A 22,844-nucleotide genomic window follows, 5' to 3' on the forward strand; every position below is an offset into this window, starting at 1 on the left:
AAGAATGAAATCGACAAAATCTATTCTCGGGTTATTGATTATCATCGCCCTGTATTATCTTCTACCGTTGGCGTTTCGTAATCTTTGGCAACCAGATGAAACTCGCTACGCCGAAATTAGCCGAGAAATGCTAGAAAGCGGCGATTGGATTGTTCCCCATTTTCTTGGTCTACGTTATTTTGAAAAACCAGCTATTGGTTATTGGATCAATAATCTCAGCCAATTGCTGTTTGGACATACAAATTTTTCCGTGCGTTTTGGTTCTGCGTTCTCGATTAGCGTGACAACGCTTATTGTTTACTGGCTAGCGCTGCGTTTTTGGCAAGAGCAATATCTCGCCTTGACAGCCGCAATGATTTTCAGCTCTTTCCTACTCGTTTATAGCATCGGCACATATTCGGTTCTCGATCCGATGCTAACATTATGGCTAGCAACTACTATGTGTAGTTGCTGGCAAGCGATACACGCACCTCATGGTTGGGGTAAGAAAATAGGCTATCTGATAGTGGGAGTAACTTGTGGGCTAGGATTTATGACGAAAGGCTTTTTAGCCCTAGTACTGCCAATCCTTAGCGTACTACCATGGGTTATTGTGCGAAAATCCTGGAAAGAGGTATTGTGTTATGGGCCACTTACATTACTTAGTGCAGTGATGATAAGTTCCCCGTGGATTTTTGCTATCGCACAACGCGAACCCGATTTCTGGCATTACTTTATCTGGATCGAGCATATACAGCGTTTCGCTGAAGAGAATGCCCAACATAAAGCTCCTTTCTGGTATTACTTGCCGGTCTTTCTGGCGGGAGCGCTACCTTGGATGGCGCTAATACCTGTAGCGCTGCATAGCGCTTGGCAGGAACGCCATACTAAAGATGAGGCACTTTATCTACTAGGCTGGATCATAATGCCACTGATATTTTTTAGCCTATCGAAAGGAAAACTGCCAACCTATATTCTGCCTTGTTTCACACCCTTATCTCTCCTAATGGCACGTTATGCAACCAGGTGGGGTGAACGTGCTTTAAAAATCAATGCTACAGTTAATGTACTATTTGGAGTAATATGTATTGCATTTTTATCCGGCGCCGCTTACACCCTGGGATTGGTTGATACCTCATTTTTTTCTCTTACTGAAGGTAAAAAAGAGCTCTTAGCGGTAATGAGTTTTATTGTCTGGTCGATTGTGGGCCTTATAACCCTAAAATCCCCAATTACACGCTGGCGCTGGGCTGCACTATGTCCACTAGGAATTGCTTTACTAATAGGGGAAATGATACCTCAGAAGATAAGCGACACAAAACAGCCTCACTCATTTATTAACATGGTCAGGCCGCAGCTAGAAAAAAGCCGATTTATTCTCACTAATAGTGTCGGCATAGCTGCAGGACTTGCATGGGAGCTACAACGCAGTGATATTTTGTTACTTGAAGAACAAGGGGAATTAGCTTATGGATTGCGCTATCCTGATGCGAGAGGTCATTTTATCCGTCAGGCGTCGTTTGCAAACTGGCTTCATGAACGCTGTAAAACCAATGAAGGTTCAGTATCGCTAATACTACTGCTAGACGACGGAAAATTCCCGCGTAATAACTTTCCACCAGCCGATGCAATATTCCAACGTGGGCGAATGGTTTTCTTAACTTACCACCAATCAAAATCATGGTTATCCTGCTAACTTTTCTTGCTAGTCTGCTCAGTTGTGCCGGGCAGTTATGTCAGAAACATGCCGCCACCCTCCCCCCTTCCCCCTCCTGTGGGAAGCTTGGGCATCGACTACATTGGATGGGGATAAGTTTCTTGCCGATGGGAATCGCTATGCTACTATGGTTATGGATATTGCAGCAGGTTCCGGTAGGTATTGCTTATTCAATGTTCAGCCTTAATTTTGTCTTGATAACCCTATCTACCCGTTGGCTATGGCGAGAACCCGCATCGTTACAAAACGATTTCGGTTTAATATTGATGATTACAGGTCTAATATTCATGGGAGTCAACTTATAATAAAGGGTTATTTCTGGGGATCATGTAGCGTGGTGTTGGTCAGCGCCGCACAGCTACTAATGAAATGGGGCATGATGCATTTACCCCCCCTAGGGGATTACCGACTTTGGTTTGCGTCCGCTAATATAGGACCAATCTTTTTTCTGATGGGTGGGCTGACAGCGTATGTCTGTTCTACAGGGTTCTGGTTTATGACATTGCGTCGCTTGCCATTGAACAAAGCCTATCCACTACTTAGTCTTAGTTATATCCTCGTGGCTACTTGTGCACTCATGATTCCAGAATTTGATGAGCACTTCACATTGTCTCAACTTATAGGGGAAATGTTGATTTTTATCGGTTTACTATTGATTTCTTTACCGGAATAGTGTGATCGTAAGATTTGATCTTCTCACTATATTTTAACTCCCAATACATTATATAGATCTTGATATCCTACTCTTATCTATTTTTAGATATCAATCTAAAAACCCACAAATCATAACTATTCACTTTATCTATAATTATGGGAAGACTACTCCTAACATTAGACCTGAATTAAAGGAATCTAATAAGTCAAAATTAACTATATCGAAATTTTCTGGGCTTATTCAAGCCACAGCTAAGACATAGTAGCAACTTCATGCTATTGAATATACGTCATAACATTTAGATTTTAACTACATGTCTTACCAGTTGTAAACTGGTAGCATTTATTTAAGACACTATAGATGTCTTCTGTACGCAGAAGACATTATCTCTTATTATGGGGATAATCATGTATATTTTTATTTATCTTGCTTGAAGCTAGAATAGCTCTTCATATATACAGGGATAGATGAAGTGGTGTCTTTATCTAAAATTCAGCAACAATTAATAAAATTAATACACCAAATAATCAAAATTAATATGTAAAATTCCATGAATAAAATTAAATATCTCTTCTAACATACTGAATCTAATCTTCAGATACTATCGTTTTGTTAAAACGGATATTATTTAATTCAGATAAGTAGATTTTTTCCATCCCCATAAATCGCACCTTAAGCTAATATAAAAAACATACTTCCTTTTTACCTGAATTAAGAAGATATTCTTTTATATAAATAACATGATACAAAACTGAATCCATGCCTACAACCTGCTCTCTAATAAGAAAGCATAGTCTTGTAATTTAATTAATCTATTCAGATTTCCATAATCTAAAAAGCATTTATTATATTAAATACCCAGCAATTACACTACAAAAATATATTTAACTATGGAAATTAATAATCTTATTACTTAGTATACCAAATAAACTTATTTTTAAAGAATATAAAATATTTACACATAGTGAAAGTTAGATAAGATTGCAATAAAAGTGTATTGAAATGATTATTTCAATATGAAACTCATGCGATATCAGACGTGCATCACTACATCTACTAATAATTTTAAACAGGTTTATTTGAACTTCTTGATATCAAGAAGTTCAAATAAACCATTATAAATGTAAAATAAGTGGCTCTGGATACAGAGATACTCTGTAGCATTCTAGTTCTATTAGTGTGAACAGCGTTCTAATTTACTAAAAATAAAATCAAAAAAATATTAATATCGCAAATATCATTAAAAAAATCCTTTATTTGGTAAACGCCTAATTCTCTTTTATATCGTAAAAAACCCGTCTAAAATTTTAGGACATTCTTACATATATTAAGAATATATAGTTCTTTGTAAACTTTATGGCTATGTCGACGCCCTAAGAATAATCCATATAATTAATAACGAATAAACTTATTTTTATATACTTCATGGATCATTTGCTTATAACGATTATATTATACTCAGCTAATTGTGTTAACCAAAAAGGTTAATAAGGGGGATGAGACGATACAATTTATTTTTTATCCAAAGTAAAGAATGTTTCTTATCAGATGATTTATATATAATTAGTGTTTGTATGTAAAATTAATAGATAATATCTAATGATATCTGTTATTGTTTAAATCTGAATAACGATTTAAAATATTTACAATATATATTGCTTTTTTAAGCAGTAAGAGTAATTCCCCGTAAATGACTCATATTCCTGTTAGCATAACATGCTATAATAGTTTAATAGCAGTAAACATTAAAAGTCTGCAGTAGCAGACTACCGCAGTTTCTACTACGCCACTAAGCGTAGTACACTATTTTCGAACCAAATATTCCACAAGGACGAAATATTTTCTACTGATTTAGTTAAATATGGATGTAAGCCATGAAGATGTTTTCTTCATCACTGGAAAAACTTAATATCGATTTATTTCAATTAATTAATGCCCCAGACGAGATTAGTACCACCATGTTGTTGGTAGGAATATTTTTCGCAAACGACGCTGTCATTTTGTTTCCAATAGTATTGCTCTTTAATTGGTTTTGGGGCGAAGAATTACAAAAAAAAGCTGTATTATACGCGCTACTAAGCATGATATTGGGACTGGTAATTAATATCGTTATTGGTATGATTTGGGAGCACCCGAGGCCGTTCATGATCCCAATTGGACATAATCTTCTATATCATAAAGCTAACAATTCTTTTCCCAGCGATCATATGTCTCTCGCCTGTGCTATCAGCTTCAGCTTGATAGGTAACGGCACCCTGCGACGAGCAGGTCTAGGACTATTAGTTCTCAGCATGATGATTTCCTGGGCTAGGGTTTATATAGGAGTTCACTTTCCACTAGATATGGCTGCTTCTATTGGCGTTGCGCTGGTGAGCGTGGGGTTAACTCTGCGAAGAGCAGCATCTATCGATGCTCTTTATGCCTATCTTTATCCACGCTATTGTAGCCTATTTATAGCCAGCATACGAAAAGGTGTGATAAAATAACCTTGGGAACTCAAAAAATAACATAATTTGTTTTGAAATTCTTTTTTAATCATATTTTTATTGTTGATAAAAAAGAGTGGAGTTTCACGAACCGTGAAATTCTTACGTTTTATATAGTAATAGCTCTGATAAAAGTAGAGCATGTAGAAAAAAATCTTTTGATATTAGACGAAATTTACACTTTGTGCTTTACGAAAAAGACTTGTCTCCCGCGTAGCATTGTTCTGCTAGTCTTGAAATGTTCACATCTTATATATCATATAGTTTTTCTTCAGACTAATAGAGAAAAGAGATGTATTTAGCTTTATCATTAGGCATTGACTCAATCTATATGAAATATTTATCCCAAGCCATAGTCTATACAAGTTCATACACAGTTACGAAACGTATAATTTTCCAAAACAATGACGATCATTACAACATCATTCCGCAATCACGTGCGGATAAAAGCGTGAGAGATCTTGCGTAATAAACTGCCTATCTTCTCGTAAACCAATGCCACAAGGTAAATCATTTACTAGCCAACTACCTATAAGCGTATAGCTAGTACCAAAACGGGGGAGGGGGTGAAAAGCTTGAACGATTGACCCTTCTGCGCCGTATGGACCATCGACTCGAGCGATCTCCCGATGTCCCTCGAAAACCTGAACATTAGCACCCTCACGAGAAAATAGCGGTTTCACCACATAATTATCCATTCGTGGAGGCTTATCTTCGAAAAAATAAGCTGCTAACAAATTAGGATGGTCGGGAAACATCTTCCAAAGCATCGGTAGTAACGCCTTATTAGATATAATACACTTCCAGGCAGGTTCTAGCCAGCATACACCAGCATCTTCTAGCTTAGTAGAAAACATTTCTCGCAGCATGAATTCCCACGGATAAAGCTTAAAAAGATTTTTGATGACCTGATTCTGTATATCAGTAAATTGTCCTTTCTCGCCCAAACCAAGTTCTTCTATATATAGAAAAATATTCGGTAATCCGGCTGCTGTGGCACAATCCTGTAGATACTGTACCGTGCCACGATCTTCTTCAGTATTGTGGCAGCAAGTTAGATGTAATAAGCCGAAAGTATAGTCTGATTGGAGTACTGCGAAACGAGCAATAAGCTGATCCTGTATACTGTTGTATTGATCAACATTTACCGGAAGTTGGCCAGCTTTGATGTTATCCTCCAACCAAACCCATTGAAAGAAGGCTGCTTCATACAAAGAAGTTGGTGTATCAGCATTATTTTCTAATAACTTAGGTGGATGTAGTCCATCATAAACTAGATCGAGCCGAGAATAAAGCGACGGCTGGCATGTTTTCCATGCTTTACGCACGAAGGACCAAGTATGCTGTGGAATACGAAATTTCCTCATCAACTCATCGCTTGCAACCACTTTTTTTACTACTTGTAAACACATCTGATGAATATCAGCAGTGACCTCTTCCAGTGTCTCGATTTCTTTAATAGTAAATTGATAGTAAGCATCTTCGCACCAGTAAGGTTTACCGTAAAGCGTATGAAAATTAAAACCATATTCACTGGCTTTTTCACGCCAGTTAGGGCGTTCACTGAACGTGACTCGTTTCATATCTTTTTACCCGCCCATACTGCGGTGCATAGTGTGCTGCTTGGTAACAGTTTCACCAAAACCACCACGGGTAATAGTGTGGGTGGTCACCGGCTTCGGTGCTAAGGCAGTCTTGGGCACTGTTATCGAACGCCCGCTGGTAGCTACTCCATAGCTGCTTCCGCTAGCGTCGACAAACTGGCCGTGTGCGGGACTATGAGGGGCATGCGAGCTAAAGAGCGGCTGCTGAACATAGCCGCCGCCACTACCCATCATGCGCCCCATCATATATCCCGCCATCAATGGCATCCACATACCTTCGCTATTCTGGGATTCGTGTGCCACATCGGTCGTTGATGAAACCTGGGTACATTGATTTTCGCCAAACTCGGCGACACAGTCGGCTCGGGAAGCGTATTTAGGAGCAGTTTTTACCGCTTCTTTCTGTGCAGATTTATACGCGGTGTTGCATTGTTCTCGAAGAGAAGGATTACTCTGCGCACAATCGTCACTATTCATATACAACAAAACGTTTTCGTCGCTTTTTTCACAGCTAGCGAGTATCAACACAGCACCGACAGCTATCGCGACAGGCGTCATACGGTAAGCATGCCAATACCTGGAAAAACTAACGTGATTCATCTGTTTCATGCCTTTCATGATTATCCTACTTTATTCAGCATACATACAACCCTAAGAAAAAATGATAGGATAGAGGAATAGCGAAAAAGTAAAGTATGGTAAAGCGAAGGGAGGTCCAATCTTTACGTATTGACACACTCCTCTATAAACTTCCCTCCAGAAAGTTTCTGTCAAGAATAATGAGCTATAACTAATTTAAAAACAACGAGAGTTATTTTTTATGCTGCAAAAGCGTGTATAATGAACTTATTGAATGTCAATTCAAACCATATTGATCCCATGTAAATGGATATCTCTTTTATTGTGATTTCTATCCATACAAAAAATATATGTAAAAATCAATATTGCAATCTCCCTAGTAATTTGGGATGTGTGTTGTAATGAAAGGTTTTACCACATGACTTTACATGTAGAGATACTTTTTCTAAATAATTACTCTTAATAAGAGTAATTATTAATAACATCTTTGCTCCATAAATAAGGACATCCTCTAAAAGATTCAGATTGATTAGGCCACTTACTTTTATGAAGAGATTCATATTAAATAGAAAAAGACAATATATCATGTGCTTGGATAATTCTTCACGCTGAACATCAATCGCAGCACCTAAGTCATTTACTTGATCGTAGTTTCTCTCACCTCCACCATCTATCCCTTTATTATAAAAATATTTTACACTATCACCACAATTTCGGAACAAAATGGCGGGAAGGTGAATGCCTACTCCAATACTCTTGAAATCCAGAACTGGATATAAAGCGAGATTGTTGCTGTATTCTGCAGTGACAAGGAGTTATTTGAAAACAACACACACCCTCAATTTTTATAACAAAACTATAATCTAAAAAATGAATTTTAATTATATTATTTTAGTCTTACTTAATCATCCGCTCTGAATACTAGAGGTTTACTAAAGTATGTACTTAAATATTTATTAGGTCTAGATACAAGCCCATCAGAGGTTATATTTTAAATTGTGCAGATTTTATCTTGTTACGAGCATTTATAGAGCATAGTGAATTTTTTGTCTTAAAAAGACAACTAACAGAGAAATACGCACTTTTCTAAAAGAATTTCTGGGCATTTATTACAGTTGTTCAACTGTAGCTCATTTTTCTAAATATTACTATTGTTTCAATCGATACTCTGCATCTCTCTCAATCAAGGGAGCTGTGGGTAGATGCAGAGATATTAAGTGAACCTGGATACATCTTTTAATATACAATGCTAATCGATAAAGCTGTAAAAAATCATTCAGGGCTATACAAAACATTGGTAAAACCTTTTTATGATTAAGTTATAACGCTTCTTGATGAGCAATATGAGAGATAAGATCCAACACTTTATTAGAATAACCGGTTTCATTGTCATACCAAGCTATTAGCTTAACAAATTTATCGTTTAACCCGATGCCAGCTTTGGCATCAAACACCGAGGTCAGTTTCTCGCCATTAAAATCTGTAGAAACTACATCTTCATCAGTATATCCCATCACACCTTTTAATTCACCTGTGGTGGCTTTTTTGATAACACTACAGATATCTCCATATGAAGCGGATTTGACTAAACGTGCAGTTAAATCAACGACTGAGACATTAGGTGTCGGCACGCGAAAACACATACCAGTCAATTTACCGTTTAACTCGGGGATCACTTTACCGACAGCTATAGCAGCACCGGTAGAGGATGGGATGATATTCTGATAAGCGCCACGACCACCACGCCAATCTTTATGAGATGGGCCATCAACAGTTTTCTGTGTTGCTGTGGTGGCATGTACAGTGGTCATAAGGGCTTCAACGATACCAAAATTATCATTGATAACCTTGACAAGAGGCGCCAAACAGTTTGTTGTGCAAGAAGCATTGGATACAATATCTTCACCATTATAACTTGTATGGTTGACGCCCATAACAAACATTGGTGTATTGTCTTTAGGCGGACCGGTTAGTACTACTTTATGAGCACCGGCTATGATGTGCTTGCGCGCCGTTTCGCTACTTAGGAAAAGCCCCGTAGCTTCGGCGACAATATCTACACCGACTTGTCCCCATTTAAGATTCATAGGATCTCTCTCAGAGGTACAGCGGATGCTCTTTCCGTTAACTACCAGATGACTGTTTTGTACAGCAATGGAACCATTAAAGCGACTATGCGTCGAGTCATACTTTAACATATATGCTATATAATCAACATTGAGTAAGTCGTTAATAGCGACAATTTCAATATTGTTACGTTCCTGAGCAGCACGAAAAATAATACGCCCGATACGGCCAAAACCATTAATACCTACTTTGATAGTCATATATTTCACCAGCTATTATACAATAAACCATAAAAACACTTGTACATACACAAAACACCCTACACACTGTCAAATTACATTGTGTTAATCCTTGCGACTAATGCATTCCATCGCTCTTAATAGATGTTGTTTACGCAAAAAAGTTAAAATGTCAGTTGTTTTTCATAACATCTGAAGCCTCATAAACAAACCGTAGTACATCATTATCTATTAGAACGAATATATTCTTATATAACGGTGACGCTCGAAAAAAAGAGAAAATGGAAAGCATAAGACTTCAACCTTAAATTCACTATAATCACACTAGCGTTAGTAAAAGTTGATTTTTCTAGTTTCAGCTACATATAGAAACAGCTAATACCCCCCGTGATCGTTTATCATATCTCATATAAATAGTATTGTTTCTTTTGAAGAGTGCGTATTTTACTATGTGTCTATATCTCGTAGACTACGGTAGTATTGTCTTTATAATCCTGATTGGAAAAAATCCTAATTCTAAACCGAAAATCTCGGGATCTAGATCATCGTCCCATACCTTCGATAGTGAATCTTATATATGGCATGATAGTGAGTGAAGGATATCGCCAATAGTAAAATATCATTTTTATTCACTTCTGTAGTAAATAGTGAAATAACTACCACTCTAAGATTCAACTTCATTTCTCAGATAAGGTATCCGTTTTCATCCATCCAACTTATTGTTTAATAAAAAACGTCATGGACGTTAAAATAACGGTTATATATCTTATGGTGGATAGACAATTCGCTATCGTAAACGCACCTTGTTTTATTTAGGATTAGATCGCTGTTGACAAAAGCACAGACATACAGTCTATAATGTATTTAAAATCAATAAGATAGTATAAATACTAGATCATACCGTTTAAAAATCACTAGCTCCATTATATTCATAATACGTCTCCGCTATAAATCCCCAATAAAATTCTCCCGCTATCCCTTCTATTGAGATAGAACATGCAATTTTATGCACTTTAATTTAGCCTTAAAACACTTATCCTATGCTAAATATTCGATTTCTCTTGGAGAACTTTAAGCCAAGTATCGCCCATAGTAACATCCGTCTTTTTTAAATTAAAGAAAGATGGTGTTTAAGTAGGCTTAATAAATCCGAAGATTTATATGAATAATGAGCTTCAAGCATACTAAGTCACGTAATTTAAATTACGCAAGGGAATATAAATATTTAAGCTATTACCCTATCCGGGGATAAGGCATCGAATTGAATCTGTTGAGTCAAGTCTCCGTTATACTGCCACATTTTTCAGCAACATGTTGAGCTGATATGCATAGACAGCTTTTAGGCTTCCTGGAAGCCATACCTAAAATTGATACGGATATTGGAAGAGACCATATCGAGAATAATTATGCTGATCAAGTGATACAGTGATCTATATTAAATAGATAAAAATACCTAGTACACGAATGTCTACTGAGATCAAAAACTGTGACAATACACGCCTACGAATTTATGAAATATGAAAACCCATCTGCATTAATGAAGAAGATATTGACCAAGGTATTTTCCTGTATATTCTCCAGATTCGAACTCAATTAATCCAAATTACAAATCTAAAAAGAGATATATATTACGATAGAGTGATTCTCTTTCCAGTGTACTCCTATCATCTAAATTCAGTCGTATGACCCTACAAACTCCACTTTACTCAGTGCTAAAAGAGCCCATACACAAGTATCATAGATACGATCTTATAAACGCATCAATGCTAAGTAGCAGCACTCTTTTTTCTTCTGAAAAACCATTGAAATCATAACAGCGATATTTTAGCTCTCAAATCAAGAAAAAAGAGTAACTCATAATATTGCGTTTAATGAACAAATCCAAGTCAAAACCCGGCGATCTATATCATTTAGACATGTTTATTAGTGACAACGATAAAATCCAGTTTCCAGATAGAAATTTAATGCCTCATATTTTAGTGAAAAAATACACTAGTGTAGCTGGAGTTAGGATCAGCGCGGAAATACTAATATCTTATTATCAAATACAATAAAAATATCTAACAAATGTATACAAGAATCTCAAACTGAATAATATACTTTTACATGTTTACTAGAGTTAACTACTACTTATAAGATCTGCAGTTTCAGGAATCATAAATAATGTCAGTCGTGTACCAATCCATTAACAATCAAATAGCTGAAGTTCATTCGAGATAAACCCAGAATACATTAAAAATTCTTTTCGGGAATACTCGATAATACGGAGTATATAAATACATCCACCCCTCTTTTATTCTATCCTAGCATTAGCTAATTAACGATTGGTTCGCTTACGCTGAAAAAATATCAGAATGAGCAAAAACAGATAAAAAAGCTTAAATATTAATCATGATGGCATCAATCTCATGTTCGGAACACATCATCCCGAGATGAAACCTGAGTCAGGTACTGCCTCAGTATATTTTTAGAATATCCAGACACATTAGAGAATATAGAAAAGATTATATTCACTGTCATGACTTTCAAGTGCTTTTAAAAAATTCAGGAACACGCTTCCACCTCATAAAGGAGGCGGTATTATTTGATTATAACTAGAGTTAAGGATTGCTGAAAACTATTAGTAGATGATAATAGTAGTATCATACTGCATGCTTAACTAGGAAAAGTTCCCGACAAGATTTTTCAGTTTCTTAAGACCACCAGACTTTTTAAGTCTCATATTGTTATCTGAAGTAATTAAGACTGATCTAACGTTGATATAAGAGCCTTTAGCTCTTATCTTTTTTTTGATATATCTAGAGTCATATAGACCTAACTAACGACCGAATTATAATGTTTGGTGTCAAAATTACAGATCAGATACTCTCTCAGTATCGTAGGTTGTAAACTTTGTTTTTCAGCTACCGTTCTACTCAGATTAACGGGAAATTTATTGAGCACTATCATTTTAGTGCATAATATCAACATCCAACATATCTTTTTCAGAACCAAAGGTTATAATTCCGACGATATAATTACTATTATATCCCTATATTACCACTCATTCTATATTAATTGAATTATTCGGTTTTTTGTTAATTATAAATTATATATGTTGCTTTTAAATTGAAGACTTTTGATGTAACCAATCATCGCATACATTGATAGACTCAATATTGACGCTACCCTTGGTATATCATATGAATAATTAAGAATCACATACAAAAATAGCTGCGTAGCGGATTTAGTTAATATTCGTCATTAATAAACTATTATTAAAAAATTGACATCATGATGTGAATTTATTAATGCTACTCTACGATTGCTAAAAAGACACACAATAACTTTATCTAAAAGTATAACGTTAACTAGTTGTTGTTAATTTTTCTTACATAAGGAAATTGACCTTACTGATATTTTTAAAGAAAAAACAGAGATATATTATAATATCACGAATATTCTTATAAATTTATAATACCCTTTTAGGTCCTGCGGAGAAGGATTACTAATAGTAGTATATTGAATAAAGAAAAAAACAATATATAGTTTAGGAGAACTTTATGATAAATGATAGTACACTCTATGCTCCGAGCTTGAAACTCGGGGCAATCCTAAAACAGAAGGAGAAGTTCATCACCTGCGCCGAATCCTGCACTGGAGGATGGATATCCAAGAGTATTACTGACGTTTCCGGCAGTGCCAACTGGTTTGAATCTGGCTTTATCACCTATAGCAATAGGGCTAAAACGGATCTTCTCGGTGTACGATCCCAAACACTAGAGCTTTACGGCGCGGTGAGTCATCCCGTAGTGCAAGAGATGGCCTTGGGCGCGTTGCGTGCTGCAAGCGCTGACTACGCAATAGCGATAAGTGGCATTGCCGGCCCAGATGGTGGGACAATTAAGCAACCAATAGGAACAATTTTGTTTGGATTTGCCGCCATCACCGGAGCATATTTTTCTGAGGATGCGCATTTTAAAGGCAACAGAGATGCGGTACGCTGTCAAGCCGTCTATTATGCACTGACTACTTTCCTCGCGCGTTTTTTCCCACAAACCACATTATAACATATTAGCTAAGTAACTTACTTATAATCAAGTGCCTCTAAACTGAAAGAAAGCGCGGGTGCTCAATCATTTTTTTCTATTTAGTCAGACTAAACTTGACATCGATTTCGCAATACGAATATTAACTTTAGTCTTTTCCCTCAGAAGATCATGAAGATGATGAAGATAATGAAGATAATGAAGATAGAGTACTGATAATCAATAACCGATTTTTTTTCTCCTTGAAAAGGAGAATTCCATTAACTATTAAATACCAAATACTAAGTAGAGTATCTACCTGAATCTTTACTAGAACTTAAGTTAATTAATATGGACATTGGTAAAAGTAGAAAAAATAAAAAGTTATCTACTACTGATGTAGTAATACTCTGTTTTTAGTTCACAAGGTGTATATAATTGCTGGTCTATACCTGATTTATGCCAATATAGACAGCTAATAGCAAAGAATTTAGAGAGTATCTAAGGATTTTTAAAAGCGCCCTTATAAAAACAGGACAACTTTAACTAGGTTAATACCTAGCATACGATACCATATCCCTGCAATGACCACGGCATCTAAAAGCAAAGAATGGCCTCAAGTAATGTGATTACGTAGAAAGAGAGGCAGATTAAAGTTATCATTTTCATGATAGTGAAAATATTTCGATTACACCATACATAAATGAAGTACTCTTGCAACTAGTATGCAGCATTAGAATATCATTCTAATCTATGCAAACCTTAAATGAGGTTAACCTTTAGTGATTTTTATAAAACTATTGTGATAGAAGTTACCAACTGATACTGTGAGTTTTTACGCCATAGATAATCCTCTACGTCCTTATATTTTACTGATTATCTTAACTTTACCGTTACACGCGGAGCCAACGTACTCATCAGTTCATAGCTTACGGTATCGGCAGCAGCTGCTACTTCATCAATTTTAACGTGATTACCCCAAAGCTCAACTTTAGAGCCAATGCGTGCCAGTGGACAAGGTTGTAAATCTACCATTAGCATATCCATAGAAACCCTTCCAAAAGTTCGCGTTCTTACACCTTCGACCCAGACAGGGGTACCTGTCGGCGCAGAGCGCGGATAGCCATCAGCATAACCGCAGGCAACTACACCAAACCTCTGTGTTTCGGCCACTCGACGACGACCACCATAACCAATGCACCCTCCTGCGGGTACTGTTTGTATGGCAATTACTTCACTTTGCAATGTCATAACTGGTTGAAGACCGATTTCCGCAATATCTTGCCAATCTCCGCTAGGGGACGCACCGTAGAGAACAATGCCAGGACGAACCCATTGCTCATGAGTTTCAGGATGCCATAATACAGCAGCGGAATTCGCCAGACACCGTAGAGTACTCATACAATTCCCAGCTGCTTGTTTCACCACCGCCATTTGCGCCGAAACTCCTTCTGGAAGATTCGCATAAGCGAAATGGGTCATCAAAGTCAACGTTCCTACCTGTTTCAGTTCACTTAGAGCTTGCCACGCAACTGGTAAGCCCTGATCACTGAAACCTAGCCGATTCATACCACTATTTAATTTAACATAGATATCCAAAGGTGCTGTTGGCGTCATGTATTTTATAGCGTTAATCTGCCAGTTACTATGCACGACTGTAGTTAATTGATAACGATCAATTTCATATAAGTCAGCTATCTGAAAAAAACCCTCAAGAAGCAAAATAGGACCATACCAGCCATTTTCCCGCAGCACTATCGCTTCGTCAATCTCTAGCAGAGCAAAACCATCGGTCTTCCGCAGTCCCTGCCAAACAGCGCTCAAGCCATGTCCATATCCATTAGCTTTAACGACTGACCACACGCGAGCTTGCGACACATACCGGCGGATTACCGCTAAATTTGATTGCAACGCATTGGAATCTAGCATAGCGAGAGTCGGACGGGGCATAAAAACACTCCTTATCTCAAGATAAATATTTCTACCATATGCCATCAGCAATACTCGATATACAAGGCACACCATCAAACCTTCGAGTATATGGCTAAGCAACTTCATTTAAACTATATAAGATCGACCAAAAAAACAGAGTGCGAGCCAACAAGCGATAGCTTGTTTTTTTGTTTTTTACAACTAGTTTGGCATCTACTAAATACGCAGGAAAACGCTTCTAATTCAAAAGATAACTATCTTAGTTTGACTTATTATTACATATTGTCTCAATCATGCCAAAAATAGAGTAATAACACAGTTACTCTCTTTTACACCCTTTAAACAAGGGAATTAATTTCGGTTTATTCCTTTTACCATACTTTGAATGAAGCAGATAATCATCTCAAAAACTCCTAATGCTCCTTTGATCGTTATGGATAAGCGTACATTATAGAAATTACATAACCTAATTATGTTAAGACAGATATCTGGTATACATATATTACTAGACTGTGACTTGCATAGCTGCATAGTACTTACTATGATAGTCCGTTGAAACTTTAAAATCCTTTTATATACCTGATATTTTTTACAATAAAACATCATAACCTGCACTAATTTACTTATTTTTAAGCACTTGCTCATAAAATTATCCGTTTTAATAATCAAACGTAATCAATATAAAAAGCAATGTATAGATATATGATTCTTTATAATGTAAAGTGTATTTCCTACATACAGCTGATTTAATCCTCAGCATCTCTTTCACTAAAGAAAGACCCGGGAAAACTATACTCTGGGATAATATTTTCTAGCATAACGATTAATGTATAATCTGATGGAAATATAAGAGGAGAAGGAGAAGTGAAAAACCCCACGTGCTAGCAATTTGTAGGCTAATATTTTCTTTATCTAAAGAAAGCAATAGAAACAAATAGTTTGTCCACGGATCACAACCCGCTGCTCACCGTTAGATAGTTGAATAGTTCCCAGCACCCAAGTATTTTCTCCTAAACGAGCAAGAATATTCAAAACCTGCCGGGTGCTGTTCTCGGGAACAGCAATAATCATACCGACACATAATTAAAAAATCGTTATATTTCATAACGACTAACGTTACCAAATTACTGCATCCAACAGAATACAACCGGCCACTGCCAGCTATTGTCATTAATCACCGTCTGAGTACCAACTGGTAAACTGCCTGTAATATTTCCCCAGAATCCACTCCCAGTCAAAGGCGCGATCAAATGGAGCTCAATCTGTCTCGATTAGAGACAGTAAAAATATGACGTAAATACGCGTCGGCATTAGCAGCTGATCTGCTAGCGCTTTATCTCTCATTTTCGTTCGCACTGGGTCACTCTGAATTCAGGATAAAATTTTACGTCTTACAGTGTAACCATTAGCATGTAATCCACTAGAACCCAACACTATTAACGCATCGCCAATCTGTACTTTGCTGCCATCCATAATATCCGATTTTTCTACTACACCGATGCAAAAGCTAACGATATCACAATCCTCGTTGTGGTACATACCTGGCATTCCTGCCGTTTTACTTCCGACGAGTGCACATCCGGATTGCCTCCACTCCATACCAATACCATTTATGACCGAAGTCACAATATCGATATCTAGTCTAGCAGTAGCATGCATAACAGTCAAGAAAACATAGTTCTGAACCTTGAATCACTAAATCGTTCACAGATTGCTACCAAATCAATACCGATAGTATCATAACATTTTAAATCTATAGCCAGACGGAGTTTAGTTCCAACGCTATCAGTACCTAAAAGCAAAATCGGATCATGATATTTCTGGGATGATGCGCATAATTCAGCCAAACTCCCAAACCTACCCATCACCTCTAAACGTCTAGTCTGTTTCACCATATACCTTTAATACAGTCTACCAACGCCGTACCTGCATCTATATTCACAGCTGCGTCTTTGTAACGAAGGCAATACTGTGAATCACTGCAAGATCTCTATAGAGATAATATCTTGCTTAGCAAGCTAACGTTGATTTTTTTGCTGATCAGCCCTACTCGGAAAGGGGCAGAATGCGATTCTTTTTAAGAATATTATATTCTACCATATCCTATAATATTTTTTAGATTAGAATGATTTGAAAAACTTAAAACGGATTAATCTAATGCTTTATGGTAGGATTGAAGGATATGTATGCAATATGATCCCCAACGTTTTAGGATAAGAAAACCCCTATGTTTTAGCATATCTTTTATTCGTTCGTCATATCTTTTAGTTTATTATGTTTCTAGATATGGAAGTAACAAAAGATAGGCCTCCATTGCTCATTCTTTCATATACAGTCAATTGCATACCCCCCCTTTTTTCCACTAGTAACCAATGAATAGACAGTAAGAGATGCGTGGCGTAGATCGTACAATCAACCCTCTATATTTAACATCATATTTGTATTCAACAGGTCAAGAAGAACTAATAGATATTGCTTATGCTACGTAACTCAAAGTAAAGTTTTAGATATCATTTGACATATTTAATGCTTGCTGATTCACATCACATGAATTCTCCATTTTTTCTGATGCAAACAATAAACCATGCCTATTTTCGCCGTATTAACGGACCGTTGACATAGAAGAATGACAGTTTTCTCCTGCTTAATAAGAGAAGAAGGCCTTTTACAGAAAAAATCCCTGTATCAGTAACTTACTGGAAGTAGTAGATCATTTAATGATACATATTGAAAGATCGTCCCTGTATCGTACTAAAAAAAGTAGATACAAGGCATAACGCATCTGAAGTGTAAGGCTGATGTTGATCATGGGTTATCGTCTCGCTATCAGGATAACCATCCTGGTATCCTAATCTCCTCCAAAATCAGCACTCATGCAGGATGAGAAAACTTAAATAATATCCACTATTATTAAGCCGTTTACTTTTCGTTTAAAAAATAAGCAGCATCGGATATTGCAAATCAATTTTGCAGTGCTTTACATCAAAGAATCACGTATCGAGATCACGATATAATGTGATAATTAATGCTCGTCAAAAAGATCCATTCAGAGTATTTAATTTAAGATTGATATCCCACCACCTATTCGTTTATGATTTTGCCTACCATGACAAATAAATCCGAACAGTGAATATATAACAAGAATTTGACAGAAGACTCCTGGTGTTTTTAAGTCAATTCTGCATAGTACTCTTTACAACTAGATCGACTCTGTTTATAGTTTAATCAAATGTGGAAGAGTGGCCGAGCGGTTGAAGGCACCGGTCTTGAAAACCGATGAAGGACAACCTTCCGTGGGTTCGAATCCCACCTCTTCCGTTATAATAAACAATATGTTGCTAATTTTATTATACTCAACGCGCTCTGCAATGAGCGTGTCTTTTACTTTCCTATTTACTACTGTACTCTCCTAATCAGCTAAGAAGAAATACATGGAATTTCACGACATAGAAATCGCTACTGATGCTCAAGGATATTTGAGCTACCTGACGGACTGGAGCGAAGAGCTGGCGGTGGAAATCGCCCGACTAGAAGGCATTACCCTTAGTGAAAAACATTGGCAGGTGATCTACTTTGTTCGCGAATTTTATTTACGATATAATATATCACCTGCAATCCGAATACTGGTAAAATCCATAGAAAAAACCTATGGAAAAGAGCAGGGGAATAGCCGTTATCTTTTTCGCTTGTTTCCTCAAGGGGCCGCTAAGCAGGCCACGAAAATTGCTGGCCTGCCTAAACCGGCTAAATGCCTTTAGCATGAAATATGGAAGAAATTGAATTTATTTAAACTCTACTAATGATTTCCAGTTTTGCTAGGTAGAATTAAAGACAGCCATGCTGTTAATCATAAAATTATGATAGACTACAATACCAGGAAGAGTGCCAGTATACAACGCGGTTGTAATCTTATGCATACAGGCATCTTTCAAGACTCATATCCCGTCACTAGACGTATATCGCCTCTCATAATCTAACAATTTTTTACTCCTCAGGATTAACTCCATTAACACTTCATTATAGAGCTAAATACATTGGAATACCTCACCCTGAAAGTTTTTTACTATGATAGAATGGTGGATGATTTTACGAAATGTTTTTATACATGCATAAAAACTCTTGATGATACTCCTCGTTTTAGGAGATGGAATGGGGTAACACATTACTTAACATTACATCCTTAATACACAATCATCTTTGATGATTTTCCCATGTAAAAATTTATTCCTCGAATCAAAAAAAATCCGCATATCACTTTATTCTCTTCAATATCTTATGCTCATACCATAACATCTACAGATGTGATTGAATATTTTAACGAGTTAATGGTCTCAGTGTACTATAAGTTACCGAACTTTTAGCTTTAAAGAGTATTATCTTTAGTAATATTACTTACTTTTAGCAAGTAACTGTCTAATCATTATAATCTTTCTCTATTAATCATATGGTTTAATAGGCGATTGCACCATCTATCATCGTTAAAACCATCAGGGTATCTATAATGATTCCGAATCAAATACCCAAACAATCATTTTAAGTCACCACTCGAAATTTTACATCTAAAAATATAAGCAGGTTAGATTAAGCTGCTGACAGCACGGATGATCCAACGACATAGTGTAAGATCACATGGGTGTATTGATAATTAGATTATCCAACATGAAATTATTTTCATGAAAATATTTAAAAAATTCTAGTTAAATAAAATAGTTAATGAATTTCAGAGGAAAATATTCGTTAATATGGGCTGGAGCTATTCCAATAGCATTTGCTTTAATACTGTCCACTTAAACATCGGTGCGGGATAAAACCGTCAAGCGGATTTATTACGTGCTCCGTAAATATTAATAGAAAATGATTGAGACAGACGTTATATGTTGTTGACGCCATTGCTTATCAGCTATGCTAGACATCCTAGTATCTATATTTCATAAACTCCCTGCACGCATCGCCGTATTTCACTTAAGGACAACTGGCTGCCATGCAAGAACTTTATCGCCCAGAAGAGGTAGAATCCACTGCCCAACAATCCTGGAATGAAAACGATACCTTCAGGGTTACCGAAGACCCCAGCAAGGAAAAATATTACTGCGTCTCCATGCTACCCTATCCCTCCGGGAACTTACATATGGGGCATGTGCGCAATTACACCATCGGCGATGTAATATCCCGCTATCAGCGCATGCTGGGTAAAAATGTTCTGCAGCCTATCGGCTGGGACGCCTTCGGCCTGCCCGCCGAAGGGGCGGCAGTAAAAAACAATACTGCACCAGCTCGGTGGACTTATGATAATATTAATTACATGAAAAACCAGCTAAAACTTCTAGGTTTCAGTTACGACTGGAGTCGTGAGATTACTACCTGCCATCCCGAATATTACCGCTGGGAGCAGTGGTTTTTTACGAAGTTATATGAAAAGGGCCTGGTTTATAAAAAGACATCAGCAGTTAACTGGTGCCCCCAGGATCAGACGGTTCTGGCCAATGAACAGGTGATCAATGGTTGTTGCTGGCGTTGTGATACTAAAGTTGAACGAAACGAAATCCCTCAATGGTTTATAAAAATTACTGCCTACGCCGAGGAACTCCTAAATGATTTAGATAAATTAGAGAGTTGGCCTGAGCAAGTAAAAACGATGCAACGACACTGGATCGGCCGTTCAGAGGGAATAGAAATCACCTTTCAGGTCGCAGACAATAAAGAAACCCTCACAGTCTACATAACCCATATAGAAACTTTTCTAAACGCCACTTATATTGCCCTAGCAGTTAACCATCCTCTCTCGCTGAAGGCGGCCTCGTCTAATCCGGTACTATCTGATTTTATTCAAGAATGTCGCATTACTACAGTGTGCGAAGCACAGATAGCAAAAATGAAAAAAAAGGGGATTACGACTAACCTCAACGCCTTACATCCCCTAACGGGAAAGATGTTACCGATCTGGGTTGCTAATTTTGTGCTAATGGATGATGGCAATGGCGCCGTTCTGGTAGCACCAGAATATCATCAGTGCGACTTTCAATGCATCCCAGAACATGATTTTCCGTTACAACGCCCTATTCTCCCATACTCTAACGACAAAGAACCAGATATCAGCCCGAAGTCTATGCCCCAAAACGATATATCTTGCATATGCAATCAATATGAAAATCCAAATGTGCACACTGGATGTAATATGATTCCGGATCTATTACTAAAAACCGGCGTCGGCACCCGAAAAACACACTACCGCTTACGCGATTGGAGCGTTTCCCGGCAACGCTACTGGGGAGCACCGATACCAATGATGACACTTAAAGACGGCAGTATTATACCGACGCCAGAAGATCAACTACCTGTTATCCTACCAGAAAATATCGTGATGAACGGCATTTCCAATCCCTTAAAGACCGATTTCGAATGGGCAAAAACTACTTATCGGGGTCAGCCCGCCTTACGTGAAACTGATACTTTTGATACTTTCATGGAATCCTCTTGGTATTACGCACGCTATACTTGCCCGCATTATCATCATGGTATGCTTGATCCACTGGCAGCCAACTATTGGCTCCCAGTGGATCAATACATCGGTGGCATCGAACATGGTCTCATGCATTTGATGTATTTCCGTTTTTATCATAAGCTACTACGCGACGCTGGTTTAGTCACTTCTGACGAACCTACTAATCGCTTGCTATGTCAAGGCATGGTACTGGCCGATGCCTTTTACTACCTAACCGATAATGGGGAACGTATATGGGTATCACCAGTGGAGGTCCACGTAGCACGCGATGAGACAGGTCGCATTGTCAACGCAACTGATAGCACTGGCCGAACGCTAGTTTACGCGGGTATCAGTAAAATGTCGAAATCAAAAAATAATGGGATCGATCCGCAGGAAATAATAAAAAAATACGGCGCTGATACTCTACGTCTGTTTATAATGTTTGCCTCTCCACCGGAAATGACGCTTGAATGGCAGGAATCCGGTCTGGAAGGTGCTAACCGATTTTTAAAACGCCTCTGGAAACTGGTGTATAAGCATACACAACTTCCTCTGGTGAGTGCGCTAGATATCACCACTTTAAACGACAAACAAAAAGCAACGAGGCGCGAAATACATCAAACTATTGCTAAAGTTACTGATGATATTGGACGACGTCAAACATTTAACACTGCAATTTCTGCCATTATGTCGTTGTTTAATAAACTAGTGCATATACACCCGACAACATCTCAGGATTGCGCTCTTCGGCAGGAAGCCTTGATGGCAGTCGTAAGGATGTTGCATCCTTTCACCCCACATGCTTGCTTTACGCTTTGGCGGGCACTAGGCGGAGAAGGAAATATTGATAACGCACCCTGGCCAGTTGCGGATAAAATGGCCATGCTGGCAGAAGAGAAACTAGTAATCATTCAAATCAACGGTAGAGTACGTGGTAAAATTAAAGTACCTGCGGATGCAGACGAAACCCTGGTATGTAAACGCGCTTCTCAGGAAGCTTTGGTGGCCAAGTATCTTAAAGGCACTGCAATACGTAAGGTCATTTACATTCCTGGTAGACTAATAAATCTAGTCTTGGTTTAAATAGAAGGACAC

General features: G+C 37.5%; 11 protein-coding genes, 1 tRNA gene and 1 pseudogene. 8 read left to right on the forward strand and 5 right to left on the reverse strand.

The features are described from left to right. The first annotated feature begins 4 nt into the window (after positions 1 to 4). The 4 genes from arnT (at position 5) to GFK82_RS02280 (ending at position 4,837) form a co-directional block, all read left to right on the forward strand. Complete coding sequence (arnT, locus tag GFK82_RS02265) at positions 5 to 1,675, forward strand: lipid IV(A) 4-amino-4-deoxy-L-arabinosyltransferase (protein ID WP_226810327.1); 1,671 nt, start codon at positions 5 to 7, stop codon at positions 1,673 to 1,675. Then, a complete protein-coding gene (gene arnE / locus GFK82_RS02270) occupies positions 1,660 to 2,001 on the forward strand; it encodes a 4-amino-4-deoxy-L-arabinose-phosphoundecaprenol flippase subunit ArnE (protein ID WP_226810328.1) in 342 nt (113 codons plus the stop codon). Before arnT ends, arnE begins: the two co-directional genes overlap by 16 nt. Continuing rightward, positions 2,001 to 2,369, forward strand: coding sequence for a 4-amino-4-deoxy-L-arabinose-phosphoundecaprenol flippase subunit ArnF (arnF, locus tag GFK82_RS02275; protein ID WP_282101017.1), 369 nt, complete (start codon positions 2,001 to 2,003; stop codon positions 2,367 to 2,369). Before arnE ends, arnF begins: the two co-directional genes overlap by 1 nt. A gap of 1,856 nt (positions 2,370 to 4,225) precedes the next feature. Next, complete coding sequence (locus GFK82_RS02280) at positions 4,226 to 4,837, forward strand: undecaprenyl-diphosphatase (RefSeq protein WP_226810330.1); 612 nt, start codon at positions 4,226 to 4,228, stop codon at positions 4,835 to 4,837. Between the two features lie 422 nt (positions 4,838 to 5,259). Here GFK82_RS02280 and GFK82_RS02285 read toward each other — a convergent pair whose 3' ends face one another. The 3 genes from GFK82_RS02285 to gap all read right to left on the reverse strand — a co-directional run bounded on the left by GFK82_RS02285 (position 5,260) and on the right by gap (position 9,347). Next, positions 5,260 to 6,420: a glutathionylspermidine synthase family protein gene (locus GFK82_RS02285; protein WP_226810331.1), complete on the reverse strand. Its 1,161-nt coding sequence runs from the start codon at positions 6,418 to 6,420 to the stop codon at positions 5,260 to 5,262. A gap of 6 nt (positions 6,421 to 6,426) precedes the next feature. Next, positions 6,427 to 7,059, reverse strand: a complete 633-nt coding sequence (locus tag GFK82_RS02290; RefSeq protein ID WP_226810332.1) for a DUF1190 family protein — start codon at positions 7,057 to 7,059, stop codon at positions 6,427 to 6,429. 1,280 nt (positions 7,060 to 8,339) lie between these two features. Continuing rightward, positions 8,340 to 9,347 (reverse strand): type I glyceraldehyde-3-phosphate dehydrogenase, encoded by a 1,008-nt coding sequence (gene gap / locus GFK82_RS02295; RefSeq protein WP_226810333.1) that lies wholly within the window; start codon positions 9,345 to 9,347, stop codon positions 8,340 to 8,342. Positions 9,348 to 12,871: 3,524 nt separating this feature from the next. Here gap and pncC point away from each other — a divergent pair. Continuing rightward, complete coding sequence (gene pncC / locus GFK82_RS02300) at positions 12,872 to 13,375, forward strand: nicotinamide-nucleotide amidase (RefSeq protein ID WP_420885618.1); 504 nt, start codon at positions 12,872 to 12,874, stop codon at positions 13,373 to 13,375. Positions 13,376 to 14,209: 834 nt separating this feature from the next. Here the strand turns inward: pncC and alr are convergent. Then, positions 14,210 to 15,283 (reverse strand): alanine racemase, encoded by a 1,074-nt coding sequence (gene alr / locus GFK82_RS02305; protein ID WP_226810335.1) that lies wholly within the window; start codon positions 15,281 to 15,283, stop codon positions 14,210 to 14,212. Positions 15,284 to 16,177: 894 nt separating this feature from the next. Beyond that, a pseudogene (gene purM / locus GFK82_RS02310) lies at positions 16,178 to 17,207 on the reverse strand (phosphoribosylformylglycinamidine cyclo-ligase). Between the two features lie 1,291 nt (positions 17,208 to 18,498). On the opposite strand from purM, the gene GFK82_RS02315 reads away from it, so the two are divergent. From GFK82_RS02315 to leuS, 3 genes are all read left to right on the forward strand, one after another. After that, positions 18,499 to 18,583 (forward strand) — tRNA-Ser (locus GFK82_RS02315). Positions 18,584 to 18,696: 113 nt separating this feature from the next. After that, a complete protein-coding gene (locus GFK82_RS02320) occupies positions 18,697 to 19,023 on the forward strand; it encodes a TusE/DsrC/DsvC family sulfur relay protein (protein ID WP_226810336.1) in 327 nt (108 codons plus the stop codon). A 1,223-nt stretch (positions 19,024 to 20,246) separates the two neighbouring features. After that, positions 20,247 to 22,832 (forward strand): leucine--tRNA ligase, encoded by a 2,586-nt coding sequence (leuS, locus tag GFK82_RS02325; RefSeq protein WP_226810337.1) that lies wholly within the window; start codon positions 20,247 to 20,249, stop codon positions 22,830 to 22,832. The last annotated feature ends 12 nt before the right edge of the window (positions 22,833 to 22,844 follow it).

The sequence above is a fragment of the Candidatus Steffania adelgidicola genome (assembly GCF_020541225.1).
Taxonomy (GTDB): Bacteria; Pseudomonadota; Gammaproteobacteria; order Enterobacterales; family Enterobacteriaceae; genus Steffania; species Steffania adelgidicola.

Excerpts from the sequence above, each read along its gene's own strand:
- arnT (WP_226810327.1), top strand. The coding sequence starts at position 5 with ATGAAATCGACAAAATCTATTCTCGGGTTATTGATTATCATCGCCCTG.
- arnE (WP_226810328.1), top strand. The coding sequence starts at position 1,660 with ATGGTTATCCTGCTAACTTTTCTTGCTAGTCTGCTCAGTTGTGCCGGG.
- GFK82_RS02280 (WP_226810330.1), top strand. The coding sequence starts at position 4,226 with ATGAAGATGTTTTCTTCATCACTGGAAAAACTTAATATCGATTTATTT.
- GFK82_RS02285 (WP_226810331.1), bottom strand. The coding sequence starts at position 6,420 with ATGAAACGAGTCACGTTCAGTGAACGCCCTAACTGGCGTGAAAAAGCC.
- GFK82_RS02290 (WP_226810332.1), bottom strand. The coding sequence starts at position 7,059 with ATGAAAGGCATGAAACAGATGAATCACGTTAGTTTTTCCAGGTATTGG.
- gap (WP_226810333.1), bottom strand. The coding sequence starts at position 9,347 with ATGACTATCAAAGTAGGTATTAATGGTTTTGGCCGTATCGGGCGTATT.
- alr (WP_226810335.1), bottom strand. The coding sequence starts at position 15,283 with ATGCCCCGTCCGACTCTCGCTATGCTAGATTCCAATGCGTTGCAATCA.
- GFK82_RS02320 (WP_226810336.1), top strand. The coding sequence starts at position 18,697 with ATGGAATTTCACGACATAGAAATCGCTACTGATGCTCAAGGATATTTG.
- leuS (WP_226810337.1), top strand. The coding sequence starts at position 20,247 with ATGCAAGAACTTTATCGCCCAGAAGAGGTAGAATCCACTGCCCAACAA.